The organism is Streptomyces sp. NPDC098101 (assembly GCF_044760185.1).
Classification (GTDB): Bacteria; Actinomycetota; Actinomycetes; order Streptomycetales; family Streptomycetaceae; genus Streptomyces.
Genome location: NZ_JBIWAS010000007.1, coordinates 306,413 through 326,000 on the forward strand (window position 1 = coordinate 306,413; position 19,588 = coordinate 326,000).

Genomic DNA, 19,588 nt, shown 5'->3' on the forward strand with positions numbered 1-19,588 from the left:
AGTTTAGGTATAGAATCTAAGGTACACAGGGACGACACCCTGTGAATCTTTCAGCAGATCAGAGTCGATCTTTAAGAACCCTCGGGTTCGGAATCTTCAGGAGTGGTGTTCACCGTGTACACGATCGAGATGGCCTACGCCCGTATGCGCGAGCTGCAGGACCTGGCCAACCGCTCGCGTGCCCACCAGCCCGTCCCCGCCTCGAAGCGCGCTCCGCAGAAGCGCGCCAAGAAGCGCTAATCGGACCGGAGAGCCGCACCCAGCTCTCCCTCCCAGCGGCGGTACAACCGGTGCGGCACCTTCGCCGCGTCCAGTACCCGCCCGGCGACGAAGTCCACCAGGTCCTGGATGTGCGTCGCCCCCGCGTAGAACGCCGGAGAGGCGGGCAGCACCACGGCGCCCGCCTCGTCCAGCGCCACCATGTGCCGGAGGGTCTGCCCGTTCAGCGGGGTCTCCCGCACGGCGACCACCAGCGGCCGCCGCTCCTTCAGCGTCACGCTCGCGACCCGCTGGAGCAGGTCCTTCGAGAGCCCCAGTGCCACTCCCGCCACCGCGGCGGTCGAGGCGGGCACCACCAGCATCCCCTTCGCCGGGTACGACCCCGAGGACGGGCCCGCGCCCAGGTCGCCGGCCGGCCAGTACCGCACGTCGTCCAGGTCCGTCTCGAACGTGTCGGGCTTCCCGTCGGCGCCGCGCGCCAGCCAGGCCGCCAGGTCCTCGCGCCAGTGCGCGTCCCGGAAGGAGATCCCGGTCTCGTCGAGCAGGGTCAGCCGCGAGGCCCGCGACACGACCAGGTCGACGCTCTCCCCGGCGGCGAGCAGCCCCCTCAGGACGGCGGCGGCGTACGGCGTGCCCGACGCCCCGGAAACCCCCACGATCCAGGGGGTGCGCTTGCCGTCGTTCATGCCGTCGAGCCTATCCGTGAGGGGTCCGGGACGATCCGGGGCGGTGCGGGACGGGACCGGGACGCCGGGGCTACGGGGTGAGTCCGCGGACCAGCAGGTCGAGGAGCGCGCAGACGAACAGGCTGATCCCGATGAAGCCGTTCGTCGTGAAGAACGCGCGGTTCAGCCGGGACAGGTCGTGCGGCTTCACGATCGTGTGCTCGTAGCAGAAGGCCACCACGACGACCGCCAGGCCGATCCAGAAGAAGACCCCGGCGCCGGTGGCGAGCGCGTACCAGACGAGCAGTCCGGTGGTCACGACCGCCGAGCCCCGGGCGCCCCACAGGGCGGCCGGGATCCCGAAGCGGGCCGGGACCGACTTCACGCCGTGCGCCCGGTCCGCCCGCACGTCCTGGCAGGCGAAGATCAGGTCGAAGCCGCCGATCCAGACGCCCACCGCGAGCCCCAGGATCACCGCGTCCCAGGACCACTCCCCGGTCACCGCCAGCCAGGCCCCGATGGGCCCGATGGCCTGGGCCAGCCCCAGGATCGCGTGCGGGAAGTTCGTGAACCTCTTCCCGTACGGGTAGACCACCATCGGCACCACGGCGAGCGGCGCGAGCGCCAGGCAGAGCGGGTTGAGCAGGGCGGCGGCCCCCAGGAACACCACGACGGCGATCCCGGCCCCGATCCACGCGGACCGCACGGACACCGCCCCGGTCACCAGCTCCCGGTTGGCCGTCCGGGGATTACGCGCGTCGATCTCGCGGTCGATGATCCGGTTGCAGGCCATGGCGAAGGTCCGCAGGCCCACCATGCAGACGGTGACGAGCAGCAGCGTCCACCAGTGGATCCGCTGGTCCGTCCGGAACATCGCGGTGAGCGAGGCGATGTAGGCGAAGGGCAGCGCGAAGACCGAGTGCTCGATCATGACGAGCCGCAGGAACGCTTTCGTACGCCCCGGCTGGGCGCCCGGCACGGCGGCGGTGGTCACAGCCCGTACTCCTTCCAGCGCCGGTCCACCAAGGCGGCCGTCGCCGGGTCCGACTCGACCATGTCCGGCCAGCCGCCGTCCCGGGTGTAGCCCTCCTCGGGGAGCTTCTTCGTGGCGTCGATGCCCGCCTTGCCGCCCCAGAACTGCTGGTAGGAGGCGTGGTCGAGGTGGTCGACCGGGCCCTCCACCACGGTGAGGTCCCGGGCGTAGTCGGTGTTGCCGAGGGCCCGCCAGGCGACCTCGTGCAGGTCGTGGACGTCGCAGTCCTTGTCGACCACGACGATCAGCTTGGTCAGCGACATCATGTGTGCGCCCCAGACGGCGTGCATGACCTTCTGCGCGTGCTTCGGGTACTTCTTGTCGATCGAGACGATCGCGCAGTTGTGGAAGCCGCCCGACTCCGGCAGGTGGTAGTCCACGATGTCCGGCACGATGATCTTGAGCAGGGGCAGGAAGAAGCGCTCCGTCGCCCGCCCGAGCGGCCCGTCCTCGGTCGGCGGCCGGCCGACCACGATCGACTGGAGCAGCGGACGCTTCCGCATGGTGACGCAGTCGATCTTCAGCGCGGGGAAGGGCTCCTGCGGGGTGTAGAAGCCGGTGTGGTCGCCGAAGGGGCCCTCCGGGAGCATCTCGCCCGGCTCCAGCCAGCCCTCGACGACGACCTCGGCCTGCGCCGGGACCTGGAGCGGCACGGTCTTGCAGTCGACCATCTCGATCCGCTTGCCCTGCACGAAGCCGGCGAAGAGGTACTCGTCGATGTCGCCCGGCAGCGGGGCCGTCGAGGCGTACGTCACGGCCGGCGGACAGCCGAAGGCGATCGCGACCGGCAGCCGCTCGCCCCGCTCGGCCGCCACCGCGTAGTGGTTCCGGCTGTCCTTGTGGATCTGCCAGTGCATCCCGATGGTGCGCTTGTCGTGCCGCTGGAGCCGGTAGAGGCCGAGGTTCCGCACGCCGGTCTCGGGGTGCTTGGTGTGGGTGAGCCCCAGGTTGAAGAAGGAGCCGCCGTCCTTCGGCCAGGTGAAGAGCGCGGGCAGCTTCTCCAGGTCGACGTCGTCGCCGGTGAGGACGACCTCCTGCACGGGCGCGTCGCCGGACTTCACCTTCTTCGGCGGCACGTGGACCATCGAGCCCAGCTTGCCGAAGGCCTCGCGGACCCCGACGAAGCCCTGCGGCAGCTCCGGCTTGAGGAGCCCGCCGATCTTCTCGCTGATCTCGCCGTACGACTTCAGGCCGAGGGCCTTGAGCAGCCGGCGGTCCGTCCCGAAGACGTTCATCGCCAGCGGCATCGAGGAGCCCTTGACGTTCTCGAAGAGGAGCGCCGGGCCTCCCGCCTTGTTCACGCGGTCGACGATCTCCCCGACCTCCAGGTACGGGTCGACTTCGGCCTTGATGCGCTTGAGGTCGCCATCACGCTCGAGGGCCCTGAGCAGCGAGCGGAGATCGTCGTAAGCCATAGGGGCAAGTATCGGTCACCGGCTACCCTGGACCTGTCACCGGGGCCGCCGAAGCGCGCCCCCGCCACCGCTTCCAGGGGGCTGTCCCACATGCTCAGGGCGCTGCTGTTCATCCTGCCGCTGGCGCTGATGATCTACGCCTTCATCGACTGCCTCAACACACCGGAGGAGGAGGTCAAGCACCTCCCGAAGCCGGTGTGGGCGATCGTGATCCTGCTCTTCTCGATCGTCGGCGCGATCGGCTGGATCGTCGCGGGCAAGGAGCGCGGGACGGGGCGCCGGGCCGGCGGCGGCCGGGGTGCGGGCGGCTGGGTGGCCCCCGACGACAACCCGGAGTTCCTGAAGTCCCTCAAGGACGACGCCCCCGGAAAGCAGGACGACGACGACCTCCTCAAGGACTGGGAGGCGGACCTGCGGCGCCGCGAGGAGGAGCTGAAGCGGCGCGAGCGGGGCGAGGAGAACGAGGCCTGACGGACCCGGGGGCCTCTCGACGAGGCCCCCGCCCCGGTCTCAGTTGTCGGAGCCGACCGTGTTGTCGTGACCGGCGTTGAAGACGTCGCCGCCCGCGAACTGGAGCCAGTCGCCGAAGACGATCGTGTACGAGTCCTCCGGCTCGTAGTCGACGTACACGTCGGCGCTGGCGGCACCGGCGGCGCCCAGGAGGAGGGCGCCGGCGGCGAGGGCGGTCAGCAGGGAACGCATGGAGGAACTCTCGGTTCGGGGGCTCCGCGGAAGCGCGGCACTCCGCAAGCTAGGCCTTCCGCCCCCGGCCGCCCGGGCACCGGGCCGGTGCGGCCTCGGATCCTCAGCCGATCGGCGGCAGCGAAGAGGGCGGACGGGGTGACGGAGGGCGGACGGGGCCGGGCCGCGGGCGCCGGAATACCCGCGCGGAAGCCGGAGTTGGCACCGGACACCGGACACCGGAGACCTCACGACGAGACGGAGCCCCAGCCATGCCCCTGGACACCCCGCACGCCCCGGATTCCCCGGACTTCTCGAACCGCTCGTTCCTCTTCGTCCTGGGCAGCTCGCGCGCGGACGGCAACTCGGAGATCCTGGCCCGCGAGGCGGCCGCGCACCTGCCGGCGGGCGTCCCGCAGCGCTGGGTGGACCTGAACGAGCTGTCGCTGCCGGACTTCCAGGACGGGCGGCACGAGATCACGGGCCCGCCGGTGAACGAGACGGAGAAGATGCTCCTGGAGGCGACGGTCGCGGCGACCGACGTGGTCATCGTCTCGCCCCTGTACTGGTACACCTTCTCGGCCCAGACCAAGCGCTACCTGGACTACTGGTCGGGCTGGCTGAACTTCCCGGGCTCGGACTTCAAGGCCCGCATGGCGGACCGCACCCTGTGGGGCGTGACGGCCCTGTCCCACGACGAGCACGTCGTCGCCGAGGGCCTGGTCACCTCCCTCCACCACTCGGCCGCCTACCTCCGGATGCGCTTCGGCGGCGTCCTGACGGGCACGGGCTCCCGCCCGGGCCGCGTCCGCGCCGACGAGTCGGCCCTGATCCGCGCGAAGACCTTCTTCCAGGGGGAGACGCCGCTCGCGCTGTTCCCGTACGAGGAGGGGGCGGCGGTCGCGTAGGGACGGTCCCCTCATCGTGTACCGGCGCGGGATGTCAGCCGAGGCGGCCCACGTGGATGGCCACGATGGTGACGGTGTCCTCGGCTATCTCGTACATGACCCGGTAGAACCCGACGTGCATCCGGCGCAGGTCCGGGGAGCCGTAAGGAGCGCTGCCCTCGGGTCGGGGCCGGTCGGCGAGCAGGTCGACGGCGTCCATGAGCTGCCGCAGCCCGTCGGGATCGTCCTTGAGGAAGCGGGCGGCCGCGTCGACGGCGGGCTCGCTCCAGACGATCGCGTAGGTCACCCGCGCTCCAGGCCGAGCCGGGCACGGACGTCGTCGTGGGACACAGTGGCCGCGCCCCCGGCGGCCTGACGCTCGCGGTACCTGGCCAGGGCCAGGGCGTCTTCGAGGTCGGCCAGCTCCTGCGGGTTGATGAGCACGGCCGCCGGCTGGCCGTGATCGGTGATCGTGATGCGTTCCCGGGCGTGGGACGCACGGCGGACCAACGACCCGAACTTCGCCCGCGCCTCGGTGATCGGCAGAGTCTCACTCATGTGCAGAAATGTACATTTCACGCGCTTTGGTCACAGTCCCGTCGATACCGTTCGGACTTCGACACGGAAGGCCTCCGAAGGGCACGGACCGCATACCCTCCGCCCATGACCACCCCCGGCGGGCTTCCCCACCACCAAGAGCTGCTGGACAGCACGGACTGGGCATCGCTCGGCATCGCGTACGGCACCGGCGCGTCCTTGCCGGAGATGCTGACGCGCCTCCTCGACGTCGATCCGGACGTCCGGGAGGCCGCCGCCGACGCCGTGTTCCGGGCGGTGAACGATCAGAACACCGTCTACGAGGCCGCCGCGCCCGTGGCGCTGTACGTCGCGGCCGTCCTCGACCATCCCGTCGTCACAACGGATGGCGACGGCCACGGCCACGGTGACGGCACGCGGCCGCACCGCCCGACCCTCGTCCGACTGCTCGAAGGACTCGGCGACCTTGCCCACGACGCCGACGACGAGCGTGTAGCCCTCGGCGAACGCCGCTTCGGTAAGGGGTTCCTCGACGACCACCACGAGATGCGCGCGCTCCGAGATCTGCGTCCGGTGCTCTTCTCCGCGGTCCGCCCTCTCCTCGGCCACGAGAACGCGGACGTACGCGACACGGCCCTCGCTGCCGCGATATCTCTCTCGGAGCATCCCGCTCTCGGCACGCATCGCGGCGAGCTGATCGAGCACGCGCGCCACCTGCTGGCCACGAGCCCCGACAGCCGCTACCGGGACCTCTCCCTGGACGCGCTGAAAGCCTGGGGCCAGGACATCAGCGGCCTGGAGAACGCGAGCGACGTCACGGCCCGCGAACTTCGTGACCGCCGCCTGGCGGAGATCAACTCCTGGCGGACAACCGACGGGACGGGCGGCTGCGCCGAAGACCCGCCGTTCTGACCCGGCGGCCCGGCACCCGGTCGGGCAGGGTTCCGGGTGATGAACGACGAGGACGAGACGGCGTACGCCCGCTTCGACTCCGTCGAGAGCCCGCTGCAACGGGGGCGTGGCCTCGGTGCCCCGGCCGGTCCGCTCCCGCCCTGACCGATGTCGGACGCGCGCGGTAACTTCCCCGCATGGGCGTGTACCTGGTGAGCGTCGGCGCGGAAGACTGGTTCGAGGACGGGGAAGACGGATGGGGCGAGGTCGCCTCGGCCCTCGACGCCGAACTCAAGCGGCGGGGCCTGCCGCCCTACGAGGACGTGCCCCCGGAGACGGCCTTCGCACCCGGATCCGGGCAGGCCTTCGAGGAGAAGCTGGCCCCGCCCATGACCGGGTTCCTCACCCTGTGCGAGGCGCACCTGTCACGGGAGGAACTGGAGATCCTCTGCGGCTGGACCGTCCTCGTGCCCTTCCCGCTCGACGAGGAGATCTGGTTGCCCATCGACTCCGACGACCACGCGTCCATGGTCGCCGGAGCCCCCCAGGTGTTGCCGCTCGCGGAGAAACTGGCAGCGATCCTCGATCTGCCTCCCGAAATCCCCGCGACGTGCGACAACCTCGACCTGAGCACGTGGTTCAGGAACCAGGCAAAGACTCCGGCCGCCGCTCGAACGGGCCTGTGGAGCGAGGACCTGGACGCGGCCTTCTACGTCGCGCTGTTCCTGCGCGCCGCCCAGCACTCGATCCGACGCGGCTGCCCCCTCGTCTACACCTGACGGCCACCTCCAGCCCCTGAGCTCCGGGGGTACAGGCGTTGCCGGCGGCTCAGCCGAGGTGGGGGTAGGTGCCGGCGAGGTAGTCGCCGATCTGCAGGCTCATGCTGGGGTGGATGTCGTACCGGTCGAGGTCGGCCGGCTGGACGAAGCGGACGCCGTCGGCCTCGTCGTTGACGGTGGGCTCGCCGCCGACGGGGCGGCCGATGTAGGTGTTCTCGTACTGCTGGCGGATCTCGCCGTCGGTGTACGCCACGATGTGGTGCGGGTTGGTGTAGACGCCCAGGAAGCCGGTGATCTCGGCGACGATCCCCGTCTCCTCCAGGCACTCGCGCACCGCGCACTCGGCGGCGGTCTCGCCGATGTCCTGCGCGCCGCCGGGCAGCGCCCACTGGCCGGTGTCACGGCGGCGCTGGAGCAGGATGGCGCCGTCGTCGTCGACGACCAGGAGGTTGCTGGCGGGGATGAGGGTGTTGGCCTTGGGGGCGTTCGGGTCGTTGTAGTACTCGGTCCTGCCCATGGGCGGCGGTCCCTCCTGGTCAGTGGCGGTGACTCGTCCCGGTCGGAGCTGGCCGGCATGTGCTTGCTTCCCTGCAAGGGGGTGGCAGACACCGTCCCGTACAGGGCCACGGAAACGACCGTGTCCAGCGGGACCGACCACTCCCTGCCCCCACGCTCGGGCCTCAGGAACTCCATGGGTCGCTTCTGGCGCTCGCCGGGCAGTTCTGCCGGATCCTCGTAGTCGGCGGTGACGTCGCACAGGATGCCGGTCCTTCCCGTCTTCCGGCCGGATGTTCTCGAAAGTTCTCACGCGGAGTCCTTCACCCTGTGGCGACGCCGGAATCTGGGCGGTTGAGCGACAGCCGTCGGATCCTCCCGACCACAGCAGCAGCACCGGCCCGACCGTCATCAGTCGGACCGGTGTCTCGCGGTCAGTCGCCGGGGAGGGCCGGGGGCTCCCGATGGCAGGGGCACTCGCACACGAAGTGACGCACCCCCGGCACGCCGCTGTCGCGCGGGACGTGGTCCCGGCAGTGGGTGTGGCGGCCGACGACGCAGCGTGGCGAGCGGAACTCCGGCTCGGCCGCGAGGGCGCGGGGCGGGAGGGCGGCGCTCACCGCGTCCGCGATCTCGGGCGTCACCCACCAGCCGTCGCCCGCGCGGTCGCGGTGCGGGCCGTCGTGTCCGGGGCCGAGGACGCAGACCGAGCCGGCCCACACCGGGCGCACCGTCTCCGCGACGGCGAGCACGGAACGCCGTGCCCCGCAGCGGCTCACCCGGAGCATCCCGCGTGGATGTTCCGGTGGTCGACGTCCACCCCGACCGTCGCGAGCCACAACGCCCTCCGGCGCCTGCGTTGTGCCGCGCGCGAGGTGGCCGTCGCCAGGTAGGGGCGGGTGAGGGGCGAGCGGGCGCCGTCGAGGGGCATCGCCTGTTCCCGGGCGTACGGGGAGCGCGGGGCGGGCGCCCGGTGACGGGGTGGCGCGGCCGGGCGGCGGTGGGTGGTCCGGACGGGGCGGTGCCTGCCCGTGGGTGGCAGCGTCAGCATCAGCAGCCAGAGGAGGACCGGGATCCAGGCCCGGCCCAGTACGCGCGCGATAGGGTTCCGCACGTCATCAACTCCTTGAGCAGTTGGTGGCCATGCCCCGGGGCCGGTTGCAGCGGTCGCCGGGGTCTTGCGTAGAAAACCGTAAACCGTGATGCACTGTGATGCATCACGATGCAGCTAGAGCCACCCCAACGTGTATTTGTATGACTATCTACTGTTGGACCATGAGCCTTGATCCGAAGTCGGCACGCCCGCTGTACATGCAGCTGGCCGACGTGGTCGCAGCCAAGATCTCCAGCGGAGAGTTCGCTCCCGACCGGATGATCCCCACGCCGGGCCGCCTCTCCGAGGAGTACGGCGTCGCCGTCCTCACGGCCCGCCGGGCCATGCGTGAACTCCGCGAACGCGGACTGATCGTCACCGTGCCCGGAAAGGGCTCCTACGTCCTGCCGAGCAGCCCCCCGACCGACGCGTGATCCCCCCGCCCCACCGGGAATAAGCCCTCCATGGACAAAGACCAGGCCCGCGCATGGCTCGCCACCGCCCTCGACGAGGCCCGGGCCGGGCTCGGGGAAGGGGGGATTCCGATCGGGGCCGCGCTCTACGGGGGCGACGGCACGTTGCTCGGGCGGGGGCGGAATCGGCGGGTGCAGGACGGGGACCCGTCCGCGCACGCGGAGACCGACGCGTTCCGGGCGGCCGGGCGGCAGCGCTCGTACCGGGGGACGACCATGGTCACGACCCTGTCGCCGTGCTGGTACTGCTCCGGTCTCGTCCGGCAGTTCGGGATCTCCCGGGTGGTCGTCGGGGAGGCCGGGACCTTCCGCGGCGGGCACGAGTGGCTGGCCGCGCACGGCGTCGAGGTCGTCGTGCTCGACGATCCCGAATGCGCCGCGCTCATGCGGGAGTTCGTCCGGGAGAACCCCGAGCTGTGGGGCGAGGACATCGGGGAGGGGTGAGCCCCCGCCATAGGACCGCCACGAATCCACAACAGACTCGAAAAGCCGACCGCTTTCCCAACACACCGTCGATATCCTTGAGTTGACTGTTACGGGGGTGGCGGGGCTTGGACAGGGAGCTGTACGGCCGCGAAGCGGTCCTGGACGACGGCGGGCTGGTCGCGCGGCTCTGCGGGCTCACCCGGCACGGGGGCTCGCGGGTGGCGTACGAGCACGGGGACGATCCGCCGGTGACCGTGTTCACCGGGGGGCGCGGGACAGGGAAGACCGCGCTGCTGAAGGAGGTCAGGAACCGGTACCGGGGGTACACCCCGCTCGCGCTGCTCGACTGCGCCCACGTCGAGCCGCCCGCCGATCACGGCCCCGGCTGGACCCCGCTCACTGGGGCGCTGTCCGAGCTGGCCGTGCAGTTCTCGCCGAAGGTGCTCGGGGCGCGGCCCGTGCGGTTCCCCCGGCTCTCGCTCGGGCTGGTGGCCGTCGCCGCGATCGGCTGGTCCCGGGAGGACGACGAGCGGGCCCGGCGCGACCTCCAGCGGCTCGGGCCGCTCCTCGCGACCGTCGACGCGACCCGGGGCGCCGCCGCCCACTGGGTCGGCAAGGTCCTCGCCAAGCTCGCCGCCACCTTCGCGGAGACCGCCGCCCCGCTCGCCGGGCTGCTCGCCGAGGCGACCGTGGAGACCGTCATGGAGGAGGTCTTCGGGCGGCTCCAGCGGTCCGTCGAGGGGTGGTACGGGAACTACCGGAACGCCGGGGGCCGGGGAAAGGCCGGGCTCCAGCAGCTCGCCAACGACTTCGAGCAGGGCGGCCGGCGCCGGAGCGAGGCCGAGGCCTTCCTCGTCGGGGCGCTGACCGAGGACCTGTTCCACGCCTACACCGGGCTCCGGCGCGGCACCCGCGTCGGCCGGCCCCTGCTCCTCCTCGACAACGCCCACGAGCCGCTCGGCCGGCAGCTGGTCGAACCGGTCCTGCGCGCCCGCGCCGCCGAGGGGCGCCGGGACCGGCTCGTCGTCCTCGCCGCCTCCCGGGTCCGCGACCACGAGGCGCTGCGCCAGGCCACCCGGACCCGGCTGCCCGAGACCGCGCACCGGGCGCCCTGCCCGCGCGGGACGAGCGTCGGCTCCGGCATCCTCGCCGTCGAGCTGACCCCCCTCTCCCCCGCCCAGACCCGCAGCGCCTTCGACCGGTACGACCCGGCGGGCCGCGCCCCCGCCGCCCTCGCCCCCGCCGTCCACCGGCTGACCGGCGGCCGTCCCCTGGGCGTGGCGCTCCTCGGGCGGGCCGCCGGGGAGGCCCCCGCGCACCTGAAGCCCGGGCTCACCCCGGGCCGGCTGCTCGACCTGACGGTGGAGCTGCGCGAGGACTCCCCGCCGGTGCCGGTCGCCCCCGCCCTGCTCGCCGAGCTGTTGCCGGTGCCCCGGCCCGGCCCGTACGCCGTGCTCGCCGCCGCCCACGACGAGGAGTCCGCCCGGGTCCTCGCCCACGCCCGGCTCGCGTCCGAGTCCCTGGACGGGGACGTGGCGCTGCGCGTCCGCGACCGGCTGCGCGCCGAGGACTGGGCCGCGTCCGCGCCCGGTTCCCGGCACTTCGTGGCCGATCCGCTGCTGCGCGCCCTGCTCCTGCACCGGCTGCGCTTCGAGGACGGCGACCATCCGCGCTACGCCGCCTGGCACGCCGTCCACGAGACCCTGCGCCGGCACTACGGGCCGGGCCCGGGCCCGTACCGGCTCCATCACGACCTGGCGCTCGGCCGCACCGAGGACGCCGTGACACACCTGCGGACCACCTTCCCCGAGCCGGACGTCCTGGGCTGGCTCGGGCGGCTGCGGTTCGTCGCCTCCGCTCCGTACCCGCGCGAGCGGAACGCGGCCGGGCCCGATCCGCGCCGCGCGCTCGCCCTCGGACAGGACCCGTCAGGAGGGCAGGACCCGACCGGCGGCCAGGACCCGGCCGGCGGGCTTCCCGCCGGACTCGACGCCGACGGCGTCGAACTGCACCTCTCCCTGCGGCGGTTGCTGCACGCCGTATGGCTGCTCACCGATCCGCTCGCCCTGCCCGACGACGAGGTCGCCGACCGGCTCGCGCACGAGCTGCGCCGGCTCTCCGGCCGTCACCTGTCGGGCAGCGGCGCGCTCTGGGACGCTGCCACCCACTGGCCGCGCGACATCCGCGCCCGGCGGGAGCTGTCGCTGCCGCCGGGCCGCGAGGACGGAGTCTGACGCCATGCCCGACCGCCCGACCCTCCGCCCGCTCGACCGGCTCCGCCGCCGCGTCCGCACCCCCCGCCAGAAGCTCGTCGCCTCCCTCGTCACGGCCGCCGTCGTCCTCGGCCTCGGCGGGTACGGCGTCGTCCGCCTCACCACCCCGGAGGACCGTTCCTGCGCGGCGGGCGTCGAGCGCCCCGCCGGCAGCGCGGAGTGCGTCGGCGTCAACGGCGACGGCCACGACTTCGGGATCGGCGAACTGGGCGCGATCGCCCGGGACATCGGCGCCGAGAACGCCACGCTCGAACCGGACGACCACGTCACCGTCGCCCTGCTGCTGCCGCTGACCTCCACCGACGGCGGGATGCGGCTGAAGATGCTGAACGAGCTGCGCGGCGCCCACGCCTACCAGTACCGCGCCAACCACGAGTCCAACGAGGAGCTGCCCAAGATCCGGCTCGTCCTCGCCAACACCGGCAAGGGCAACGCCCACTGGCGTCCCGTCGTCGACCGGCTGATCGCCATGAAGGACTCCGCCGACCGGCTCCGGGCCGTCTCCGGCGTCGCCACCTCCTCCACCGAGGTCCGGGAGGCGGTGACCGCCCTGACCGGGGCCGGGATCGCCGTCGTCGGCACCACCATCACCGCCGACGACATCGCCAACGCCCCCGGGAACGACCGCTATCCCGGCCTCGCCCGCGTCTCGCCCACCAACGGCGACGAGGCCCGGGCGCTGGCCCACTTCGGGAAGGTGGACGCCGCCAAGGCGCTCCTCGTCCAGGACACCCGCAGCGGCGACCACTACACGGACACCCTGAAGGCCGCCTTCGCCGCCACCCTCAAGGGCGCCCCGCACGACCCCGAGCTGTTCACCTCGCCCGCCGACGCCAACGAGGAGGGCACCACCGCCAACACCTTCCGCCAGATCACCCATCTGATCTGCGACACCCGCGCCGAGACCGTCTTCTTCGCGGGCCGCCACACCCAGCTGCGCCAGTTCATCAACGCGCTGGGGGCGCGCGGCTGCGCCCACCGGGCCTTCACCGTCCTGACCGGCGACGAGGGCTCCTACCTGGGCGCGGACGCGAAGCTGGACCGGAAGGCGCTGAAGTCGAAGCTGACCGTGCGGTACGCGGCGCTCGCCCACCCGGACGCCTGGGTCCCGGCGGAGGGGCGGAAGGTCCCGGCCACGGGCGGTTCCCCCCGGGCGTACGCGACCTTCCTGGGCGACGTCACGCGGGGCGCGAAGGAGCCGCCGGCGCTCGCGGACGGGCAGGCGATCATCGCGTACGACGCGATGGCGACGGCCGTCCACGCGATCCGCCAGGCCACCCCGCAGGGGGCCCGGCACCCGGCGGCGGCGGACGTGGCCACCCAGTGGCCGCAGGTGAAGGGCTCGCTGCGGGTGGAGGGGGCGAGCGGCTGGATCTGTCTGGACAACTACGGCAACCCGTACAACAAGGCCGTCCCGATCGTGGAGCTGGCCCCGGACGGCTCGCAGCGCTTCGTACAGATCGCCTGGCCGGAGGGGCGCCCGCCGGCGGCGCCGTGCCTGCCCCCGAAGCGGGGGTGACCGTACGGGAGGGGTCTACGGCTCCCACTTCGGCCAGCGCGCCGCGTCCCGCTCGTACAGCTCCCGCAGGTGGAGCCAGCGCTCGGACGTCCGCCGCCGCCAGTCGGCGGGGTGGCCGTCCAGGGCGCGGGCGAGCCACTCGAAGTGGTCGTGCCAGGCGGCGAGCCGGTCGAGGCGGTGCTCCGGCGGGCCCCGCAGCTCGTTGGTGAAACGCAGCACGGTCGATCCGTCGCCACCGGGCCCCGGGCCCGGCTCCAGGTGGAACCGGATCCGGCCGTGCGTCGGATCGACCGTGTACTCGGCCACGCTCTCCGGGTCCCAGGCGGTCACCTGCCCGGGGTCCTCGGTGTCGCCGCTGGTCAGCCGGTGGAGGACGACCCGGCCGCCGAGCCGGGGCTCCAGCGGGTCCGCCGCGCACAGCCAGCGCGCCAGGCCCTCGGGGGTGGTGACGGCCGTCCAGACCTCGGACGGCGGGTGCGGCAGCTCGACGGTGAACCGCAGCAGGTGCGTGTCGCCGTCGTGGGTCTCGCTCCTGCCCCGGGGTATCTCGCTCATGGTTCCAGCGTCGCCCAGGGGCGGGAGCGGTGCCAGCGCGGCGGGGTCAGACGCCGGAGTACGAGTGCTTGCTGCTCACGAAGATGTTCACGCCGTAGTAGTTGAAGAGGAAACAGCCGAAGGCGACGAGCGCGATGTACGCGGCCTTGCGGCCCTTCCAGCCGGCCGTCGCGCGCGCGTGCAGGTACGCGGCGTAGCCGACCCAGGTGATGAAGGACCAGACCTCCTTGGCGTCCCAGCCCCAGTAGCGGCCCCACGCGTCGCCGGCCCAGATCGCGCCCGCGATGATCGTGAAGGTCCACAGCGGGAAGACCGCCGCGTTCACCCGGTAGGAGAACTTGTCGAGCGAGGCGGCGGCGGGCAGCCGCTCCAGGACCGAGCGGGCGAAGGCGCCGGGGTTCCCGCCGGTCGCGAGCTTGTTCTCGTACGAGTCGCGGAAGAGGTACAGCAGGGTGGCGACCGCGCCGAGGTAGAAGACCGCGCCGCAGAAGATCGCGGTGGAGACGTGGATCCACAGCCAGTACGAGTCGAGCGCGGGCACCAGCTGGTCGCTGGGGGTCTTCAGCCAGGTGGTGGCCACGCCCAGGTCGAGGAGGACGGTGGTGACCAGCGGCAGGCCGAGCCAGCGCACGTTCTTCTTGGCGAACAGGAAGCCGAGGTACGCGCCGACCGCCACCGTGGAGAAGGTGGTGGAGAACTCGTACATGTTGCCCCAGGGGGCCCGATGCACGGAGAGCGCCCGGGTGACCACGCCCGAGGCCTCGACCAGGAAGGCGAGGACGGTGAGCGAGACGGCGATCCGGCCGTACAGGTCGCCCTTGACCGTGCCGCCGGCCGCGCCGGGGCCGTCCGGCACGTCGCGGGTGCCGGCCGCGGCCCGGGTGACGACCTTCGGCTTGTCGAGCACGGCGGTGGAGCCGGCCTGCTTGACCTGGACGGTCACGGCGGCGGTGGCGCCCGCGGTCCGCGAGGTGAGCGCGGCGGCGGTGCGGCCGACCTTGCTGCGGCTGCCGAGGACCCACTCGGCGATGTGGGCGAAGAAGGCCAGGGTGTAGACGGCCATCGAGGAGTAGATGAGCATGTCGCTCATCCGCGCCAGGCTCTCGTTGGTCGTGGCGGCGAGGATCACTTGTCAGCCTCTCCAGAAGGGGCGGGGTCTTCCGCGGGTGCGTCCGCCGGTTCCGTGGTGTCCGGTACGGCGGTGTCCGGCACGGCGGTTTCCGGTACGGCCTCCGGATCGGCTCGCGGAGTCTCCGCGGTGGGCGGGGCCTGGGCCGTGAGCGCGACCGCGAGGTCGGCCAGCTCCTCGGGGAGCTTCGCGGACTCGCTGCGGCCGAGGCCGGCCATCTCGACGACGGTGACGCCGTCCTCGCCCCGGACGGCCCGGACCCAGATCCGGCGCCGCTGGATGAAGAGCGAACCGGTCAGACCGGCGATCGCGGCGATCGCGCCCGCGAGGGCGAGCCCGTTGCCCGGCTGCTGCGAGACCTGGAAGCTCGCCCACTCCTTGACGTCCTTCTCGAAGGTGATCGAGCCGGCGCCGTCGGGGAGCGTCATGGTCTCGCCGGGCAGCAGGCGCTGGGCGAGCTTGTTGCCGGACGCGTCCTTGAACTGGGTCATCTTGGACTTGTCGAGCTGGTACACGTTCTGCGGGAGGCCGGAGTTCACGCGCAGGTCGCCGTGGAAGCCGGTGAGCGCCATGACGGGGAAGTCCAGCGCCGGGAACTGCGAGAACATCGTGCCCTGGCCCGCGCCCGCGAAGGTCGGCACGAAGAAGGCCTGGAAGCCCAGCTGCTCCTTCTTGCCGTTCTTGTCGCGGTAGCCGTCCATGACCTTGATCGCGCCGGTCGACGTGACGTTGTTGTCGATCGGGAGCAGGGGCACGGCGCCGTGGAAGACGGTCTTGCCGCGCCCGTCCTTGACGGTGACGACGGGCGCGTAGCCGTGGGCGATCAGATAGACCTTGGAGTCGCCCACCTTCAGCGGCTCGTTGACCCGGATGACCGCCTTCCGGTCCGCCCCGCCCCGCGAGTAGGTGACGGCCGCCTCGAAGGTGCGGGGGGTGCCGCGCTGCGGGCCGCTCTTCTCGTACGTGCCGGTGAAGGAGTCCAGCCGGAAGCCGAACGGCTCCAGCTCGTCGGTGCCGAACTGGGAGCCGGACTTGAAGTCGTCGTACTGGGTGAGCGTGTTGGAGAAGCCGTCGCCCTCGACGATCAGCTTGCCGCCCTCGGACTTGAAGAGCTGGCCCCAGGCGAAGGCGACGAGCATGACGATCAGGGCGACGTGGAAGGCCAGGTTCCCGGCCTCGCGCAGGTAGCCCTTCTCGGCGGCGACCGCGTCCCCCGCCCGGTGGGCGCGGAAGCGGCGCTTCTTCAGGAGGGCGAGCGCGGCCTCCCGGGTCTCCTCGGGCCCGGCCGCGGTGCGCCAGGTGGTGTACGCGGGGAGCCGGTCGAGGCGGCGGGGGGCGCCCGGCGGGCGGCCGCGGAGCTGGCCGACGAACTGCCAGCTGCGCGGGACGATGCAGCCGATGAGGGAGACGAACAGCAGGATGTAGATCGCGGAGAACCACACCGAGCTGTAGACGTCGAAGAACTGGAGCTTCTCGTAGAGCGGCGTGAGGGTGGGGTGGGCGTCCTTGAAGGCCTGCACCTTCATCTCGTCCGCGCTGTTCTGCGGGACGAGGGAGCCGGGCACGGCGCCGAGGGAGAGCAGGAAGAGGAGGATCAGGGCGACCCGCATGGAGGTCAGCTGCCGCCAGAACCAGCGGATCCAGCCGACGACCCCGAGGACGGGACCGCCGGTGACGGTGTCCTCGCGGTCCTCCCTGGGGGCGGTCGACAGCGCGGCGCCGGACGCCTCGTCGGCGGCGGCGCTCTCCGTCGTATCGGTCTTGCTCATGGAACTCAGATCCCCACCGTGAAACCGTTGGACCAGCCCTGCATCGTGGCGACCATGCTGTCCCACGCCCCCGTGAGGAGCAGGACGCCGGTGACGATCATCATGCCGCCGCCGATCCGCATGACCCAGGTGTAGTGCCGCTTGACCCAGCCGAACGCGCCCAGCGCCTTGCGGAAGGCGATGGCGGCGAGCACGAACGGTACGCCGAGGCCGAGGCAGTACGCGAAGGCGAGTATCGCGCCGCGTCCGGCGCTGGCCTGCTCCAGGGCGAGCGCGTTGACGGAGGCGAGCGTCGGGCCGATGCAGGGGGTCCAGCCGATGCCGAAGAGGGCGCCGAGCAGCGGGGCGCCGACCAGGCCGGCGACGGGCTTCTTGTGGAAGCGGAACTCGCGCTGGGTGAACCAGGGCATCAGGCCGAGGAAGAACACGCCCATGAGGATCATGAGCACGCCGAGGACCGTGGTGAGCGTCTCGCGGTACTCCTGGAGGGTGGACCCGAAGTAGCCGAAGAGGGCGCCGCCGGAGACGAACACGGCGGTGAAGCCGAGGACGAAGAGGACGGCACCGGCGGTCATCCGGCCGCGCCTGCGGTCGGCGAGGTCGGTGCCGGTGACCCCGGTCACGTAGCTGAGGTAGCCGGGGACGAGCGGCAGGACGCACGGCGAGAAGAAGGAGACGAGCCCGCCGAGCACCGCGAGGGGCAGGGCGAGCAGCAGGGCTCCGCTGGTGACCGTCTCGTTCACCGGCTCACTTCTCCTTGAGGAGCGGGTCGATCATCGAGCGGAGCTTCTTCTCGTCGAGGGCCATGAGGGCGCGGGCGGCGATCTTGCCCTCCTTGTCGAGGACGACGGTGGAGGGGATGCCCTGGAGGCTGAGGGTGCCCTTGGGGAAGCCGAAGAGGATCAGCTTGCCGTCGCGGTCGTAGATGCTCGGGTAGGGGACCTCGTAGTCCTCTTCGAAGGTGAGCGCCTGCTGCTTGTTGTTGTCGCGGGTGTTGAGGCCGACGAACGCGACGTCCTGGTCCTTGAGGTCGTTGGCGACCTTCACGAAGTGGGGGGCCTCGGCGCGGCAGGGGCCGCACCAGGATCCCCAGGCGTTGAGGACGACGACCTTGCCCTTGAGGTCGGCGACGTCGAGCTGCTCGCCCTCCAGGGTCTCGCCCGCGAGTTTGCCCGGGGTCGCGCGCTCACCCTTGGCGGCGGTGGAGATGCCGCCCTTGGTGGTGACGAAGTTCGTGCCGCCGCCACCGGTCGTGCCGCCGTCGCCGCCGCAGGCCGAGAGCGCGAGGGCGGCGGTCAGCACTCCGACGGCGAACAGGGTGCGTCGAGGGGCACGGCTAAGGCTCATGTGAAAAGTTTCGCATGGGCGTTTGGGGGATCTTGGGCACCCCCCTACGTGCCCGTAAAGCACCTTGTCAAGGATGCCTAAGGGGGACGCCCGGGAATGACCGGGCGGCCCCGGGAATGATCAGGCGGCCTTGAGAAAGGCGTTCCAGCCGCCGGTGGGCTTCTGTCCGACGCCCAGGCCGCGCAGCTTCGCGAGAATCTTCGGGTCCTGGACGTCGAGCCAGTCCACGAACTGCCGGAAGGAGACGAGCCGGACGTCCTTCTTTCCGGCCATTCCCTTGAGCGCCTCTTCGACGGCGTCCATGTAGATGCCGCCGTTCCACTGCTCGAAGTGGTTGCCGATGAAGAAAGGCGCGCGATTCGTCTCGTACGCGCGCGTGAAGCCGGAGAGATACGCCTCGGCGGCCTGCTTGCGCCAGCCCGGATAGCGGGAGGGCATCCCCTTCGTGGTGTTCTTCGACTGGTTGGCGAGCATGTTGTAGTCCATGGAGAGGACTTCGAAGGAGTGCCCGGGGAAGGGCACGGCCTGGAGCGGGAGGTCCCAGATCCCCTGGCGCTTGTCGGGCCAGGTCTGGCGGCCGCCGGGCGAGCTGGCGTCGTAGCGCCAGCCGAGCCGCTTGGCGGTGGGCAGCAGGTTGTCCTGGCCGAGGAGACAGGGGGTGCGGCCGCCGACGAGCTCCTTGGAGTAGTCGAAGGGCAGCGGGTCGAGCTCGGTCCAGCCGCTGTGGGTCTTCCACTCGGTGACGAACTTCACGGCCTGGTCGATCTCGCTCTGCCACTGGGCGGGGGTCCAGTTGCCGACGGAGCCGGAGCCGCCGCAGAAGTGCCCGTTGAAGTGGGTGCCGATCTCGTGGCCTTCGAGCCAGGCCTGCCGGACGTACTTCAGGGTGTCCTTGACGTGGTCGTCGGTGAGGTAGCCGATGTCGGAGGCGCCGACGCGGTTGTTCGGCGGGCGGTAGAGGTTCTTCTTCGACTCGGGGAGGAGGTAGATCCCGGAGAGGAAGAAGGTCATCGCCGCGTCGTGGCTCTTGGCGAGTTCGAGGAAGCGGGGGAAGAGCCCGTTGCCGACCTCGCCTGCGCCGTCCCAGGAGAAGATCACGAACTGGGGCGGGGTCTGGCCGGGTTCGAGCGGGACGGGGGCGTCGGGCTGGCGGGGCTGCTTGCCGGTGTCGGCGGTGGAGCCGTCGCCGATGAGCCGGACGGGGTCCTTGGTCGGGGTGGGGGTGGCCTGGTCCCCCGTGGCGTCACCGCCCTTGCCGGGCTTGTTGGGCCCGGGATTGCCCGTCTTGTCCTGGTTCGAGGTACTGCACGCCGCGATGCTCATCGCCGCGGCGGCCCCAACGCCCGCCCCGAGCAGCCCCCTTCGAGTGATTCCGCTGATCTCGCGCATGTCGTCCCCAATT

The 19,588-nt window shown here is 71.7% G+C and carries 24 protein-coding genes; 9 read left to right on the top strand and 15 right to left on the bottom strand.

Annotated features, from left to right (window positions below; translation table 11 throughout):
- The first annotated feature begins 102 nt into the window (after window positions 1-102).
- Window positions 103-240, top strand: a complete 138-nt coding sequence (locus ACIQVI_RS28910; RefSeq protein ID WP_163013768.1) for a hypothetical protein — start codon at window positions 103-105, stop codon at window positions 238-240.
- Here ACIQVI_RS28910 and ACIQVI_RS28915 read toward each other — a convergent pair.
- The 3 genes from ACIQVI_RS28915 to ACIQVI_RS28925 form a co-directional block, all read right to left on the bottom strand.
- Window positions 237-905 (bottom strand): UbiX family flavin prenyltransferase, encoded by a 669-nt coding sequence (locus ACIQVI_RS28915; RefSeq protein ID WP_403601100.1) that lies wholly within the window; start codon window positions 903-905, stop codon window positions 237-239. The genes ACIQVI_RS28910 and ACIQVI_RS28915 overlap by 4 nt on opposite strands.
- A gap of 70 nt (window positions 906-975) precedes the next feature.
- Window positions 976-1,878, bottom strand: coding sequence for a menaquinone biosynthesis prenyltransferase MqnP (gene mqnP / locus ACIQVI_RS28920; RefSeq protein ID WP_403601103.1), 903 nt, complete (start codon window positions 1,876-1,878; stop codon window positions 976-978).
- Window positions 1,875-3,332, bottom strand: coding sequence for a menaquinone biosynthesis decarboxylase (locus ACIQVI_RS28925; protein ID WP_403601106.1), 1,458 nt, complete (start codon window positions 3,330-3,332; stop codon window positions 1,875-1,877). The genes mqnP and ACIQVI_RS28925 overlap by 4 nt, the downstream gene beginning before the upstream one ends.
- 90 nt (window positions 3,333-3,422) lie before the next feature.
- On the opposite strand from ACIQVI_RS28925, the gene ACIQVI_RS28930 reads away from it, so the two are divergent.
- Window positions 3,423-3,803, top strand: coding sequence for a PLD nuclease N-terminal domain-containing protein (locus ACIQVI_RS28930; RefSeq protein ID WP_351972541.1), 381 nt, complete (start codon window positions 3,423-3,425; stop codon window positions 3,801-3,803).
- A 39-nt stretch (window positions 3,804-3,842) separates the two neighbouring features.
- On the opposite strand, the gene ACIQVI_RS28935 is transcribed toward ACIQVI_RS28930, so the two are convergent.
- Window positions 3,843-4,034, bottom strand: a complete 192-nt coding sequence (locus ACIQVI_RS28935; protein WP_351972540.1) for a hypothetical protein — start codon at window positions 4,032-4,034, stop codon at window positions 3,843-3,845.
- Window positions 4,035-4,285: 251 nt separating this feature from the next.
- On the opposite strand from ACIQVI_RS28935, the gene ACIQVI_RS28940 reads away from it, so the two are divergent.
- The gene (locus ACIQVI_RS28940; protein WP_403601110.1) at window positions 4,286-4,921 is read left to right on the top strand and encodes a flavodoxin family protein; all 636 of its coding nucleotides are present in this window, start codon (window positions 4,286-4,288) and stop codon (window positions 4,919-4,921) included.
- A 34-nt stretch (window positions 4,922-4,955) separates the two neighbouring features.
- On the opposite strand, the gene ACIQVI_RS28945 is transcribed toward ACIQVI_RS28940, so the two are convergent.
- Together ACIQVI_RS28945 and ACIQVI_RS28950 are read right to left on the bottom strand one after the other, a co-directional pair.
- Window positions 4,956-5,207 (bottom strand): type II toxin-antitoxin system RelE/ParE family toxin, encoded by a 252-nt coding sequence (locus ACIQVI_RS28945; RefSeq protein ID WP_403601113.1) that lies wholly within the window; start codon window positions 5,205-5,207, stop codon window positions 4,956-4,958.
- The gene (locus tag ACIQVI_RS28950; RefSeq protein WP_403601116.1) at window positions 5,204-5,458 is read right to left on the bottom strand and encodes a type II toxin-antitoxin system Phd/YefM family antitoxin; all 255 of its coding nucleotides are present in this window, start codon (window positions 5,456-5,458) and stop codon (window positions 5,204-5,206) included. Before ACIQVI_RS28950 ends, ACIQVI_RS28945 begins: the two co-directional genes overlap by 4 nt.
- 105 nt (window positions 5,459-5,563) lie before the next feature.
- Here ACIQVI_RS28950 and ACIQVI_RS28955 point away from each other — a divergent pair, with 105 nt between their 5' ends.
- Both ACIQVI_RS28955 and ACIQVI_RS28960 read left to right on the top strand, forming a co-directional pair.
- Window positions 5,564-6,349, top strand: coding sequence for a hypothetical protein (locus tag ACIQVI_RS28955; RefSeq protein ID WP_403601119.1), 786 nt, complete (start codon window positions 5,564-5,566; stop codon window positions 6,347-6,349).
- 176 nt (window positions 6,350-6,525) lie between these two features.
- Window positions 6,526-7,107, top strand: coding sequence for a hypothetical protein (locus tag ACIQVI_RS28960; protein WP_403601122.1), 582 nt, complete (start codon window positions 6,526-6,528; stop codon window positions 7,105-7,107).
- Window positions 7,108-7,156: 49 nt separating this feature from the next.
- Here ACIQVI_RS28960 and ACIQVI_RS28965 read toward each other — a convergent pair whose 3' ends face one another.
- The 3 genes from ACIQVI_RS28965 to ACIQVI_RS28975 all read right to left on the bottom strand — a co-directional run bounded on the left by ACIQVI_RS28965 (window position 7,157) and on the right by ACIQVI_RS28975 (window position 8,716).
- Window positions 7,157-7,624, bottom strand: coding sequence for an NUDIX hydrolase (locus ACIQVI_RS28965; protein WP_403601125.1), 468 nt, complete (start codon window positions 7,622-7,624; stop codon window positions 7,157-7,159).
- 412 nt (window positions 7,625-8,036) lie between these two features.
- On the bottom strand, window positions 8,037-8,390 hold the full coding sequence (locus ACIQVI_RS28970) for a hypothetical protein (protein WP_403601128.1): 354 nt from the start codon (window positions 8,388-8,390) through the stop codon (window positions 8,037-8,039).
- The gene (locus ACIQVI_RS28975; protein ID WP_351974048.1) at window positions 8,378-8,716 is read right to left on the bottom strand and encodes a hypothetical protein; all 339 of its coding nucleotides are present in this window, start codon (window positions 8,714-8,716) and stop codon (window positions 8,378-8,380) included. The genes ACIQVI_RS28970 and ACIQVI_RS28975 overlap by 13 nt, the downstream gene beginning before the upstream one ends.
- A 161-nt stretch (window positions 8,717-8,877) precedes the next feature.
- Here ACIQVI_RS28975 and ACIQVI_RS28980 point away from each other — a divergent pair, with 161 nt between their 5' ends.
- The 4 genes from ACIQVI_RS28980 to ACIQVI_RS28995 all read left to right on the top strand — a co-directional run bounded on the left by ACIQVI_RS28980 (window position 8,878) and on the right by ACIQVI_RS28995 (window position 13,386).
- Window positions 8,878-9,129 (top strand): GntR family transcriptional regulator, encoded by a 252-nt coding sequence (locus ACIQVI_RS28980; protein WP_403601131.1) that lies wholly within the window; start codon window positions 8,878-8,880, stop codon window positions 9,127-9,129.
- A gap of 30 nt (window positions 9,130-9,159) precedes the next feature.
- Complete coding sequence (locus tag ACIQVI_RS28985) at window positions 9,160-9,612, top strand: nucleoside deaminase (RefSeq protein WP_403601134.1); 453 nt, start codon at window positions 9,160-9,162, stop codon at window positions 9,610-9,612.
- A 107-nt stretch (window positions 9,613-9,719) separates the two neighbouring features.
- Window positions 9,720-11,828, top strand: a complete 2,109-nt coding sequence (locus tag ACIQVI_RS28990) for a hypothetical protein (protein WP_403601137.1) — start codon at window positions 9,720-9,722, stop codon at window positions 11,826-11,828.
- A 4-nt stretch (window positions 11,829-11,832) separates the two neighbouring features.
- Window positions 11,833-13,386 carry a hypothetical protein gene (locus ACIQVI_RS28995; protein ID WP_351970855.1) on the top strand — a complete coding sequence of 518 codons (1,554 nt, stop codon included), beginning with the start codon at window positions 11,833-11,835 and terminating at the stop codon, window positions 13,384-13,386.
- A gap of 15 nt (window positions 13,387-13,401) precedes the next feature.
- Here the strand turns inward: ACIQVI_RS28995 and ACIQVI_RS29000 are convergent, their stop codons facing one another.
- From ACIQVI_RS29000 to ACIQVI_RS29025, 6 genes are all read right to left on the bottom strand, one after another.
- Window positions 13,402-13,941 (bottom strand): SRPBCC domain-containing protein, encoded by a 540-nt coding sequence (locus ACIQVI_RS29000; protein ID WP_161375142.1) that lies wholly within the window; start codon window positions 13,939-13,941, stop codon window positions 13,402-13,404.
- A 46-nt stretch (window positions 13,942-13,987) separates the two neighbouring features.
- A complete protein-coding gene (ccsB, locus tag ACIQVI_RS29005; protein ID WP_403601141.1) occupies window positions 13,988-15,070 on the bottom strand; it encodes a c-type cytochrome biogenesis protein CcsB in 1,083 nt (360 codons plus the stop codon).
- Window positions 15,067-16,839 (bottom strand): cytochrome c biogenesis protein ResB, encoded by a 1,773-nt coding sequence (locus tag ACIQVI_RS29010; protein ID WP_403601144.1) that lies wholly within the window; start codon window positions 16,837-16,839, stop codon window positions 15,067-15,069. The genes ccsB and ACIQVI_RS29010 overlap by 4 nt, the downstream gene beginning before the upstream one ends.
- A 5-nt stretch (window positions 16,840-16,844) precedes the next feature.
- Window positions 16,845-17,582, bottom strand: coding sequence for a cytochrome c biogenesis protein CcdA (locus ACIQVI_RS29015; RefSeq protein ID WP_351970859.1), 738 nt, complete (start codon window positions 17,580-17,582; stop codon window positions 16,845-16,847).
- Window positions 17,583-17,586: 4 nt separating this feature from the next.
- The gene (locus ACIQVI_RS29020) at window positions 17,587-18,186 is read right to left on the bottom strand and encodes a TlpA disulfide reductase family protein (protein ID WP_351970860.1); all 600 of its coding nucleotides are present in this window, start codon (window positions 18,184-18,186) and stop codon (window positions 17,587-17,589) included.
- A 120-nt stretch (window positions 18,187-18,306) separates the two neighbouring features.
- Window positions 18,307-19,575 (bottom strand): hypothetical protein, encoded by a 1,269-nt coding sequence (locus tag ACIQVI_RS29025; protein WP_403601148.1) that lies wholly within the window; start codon window positions 19,573-19,575, stop codon window positions 18,307-18,309.
- Window positions 19,576-19,588 lie beyond the last annotated feature (13 nt).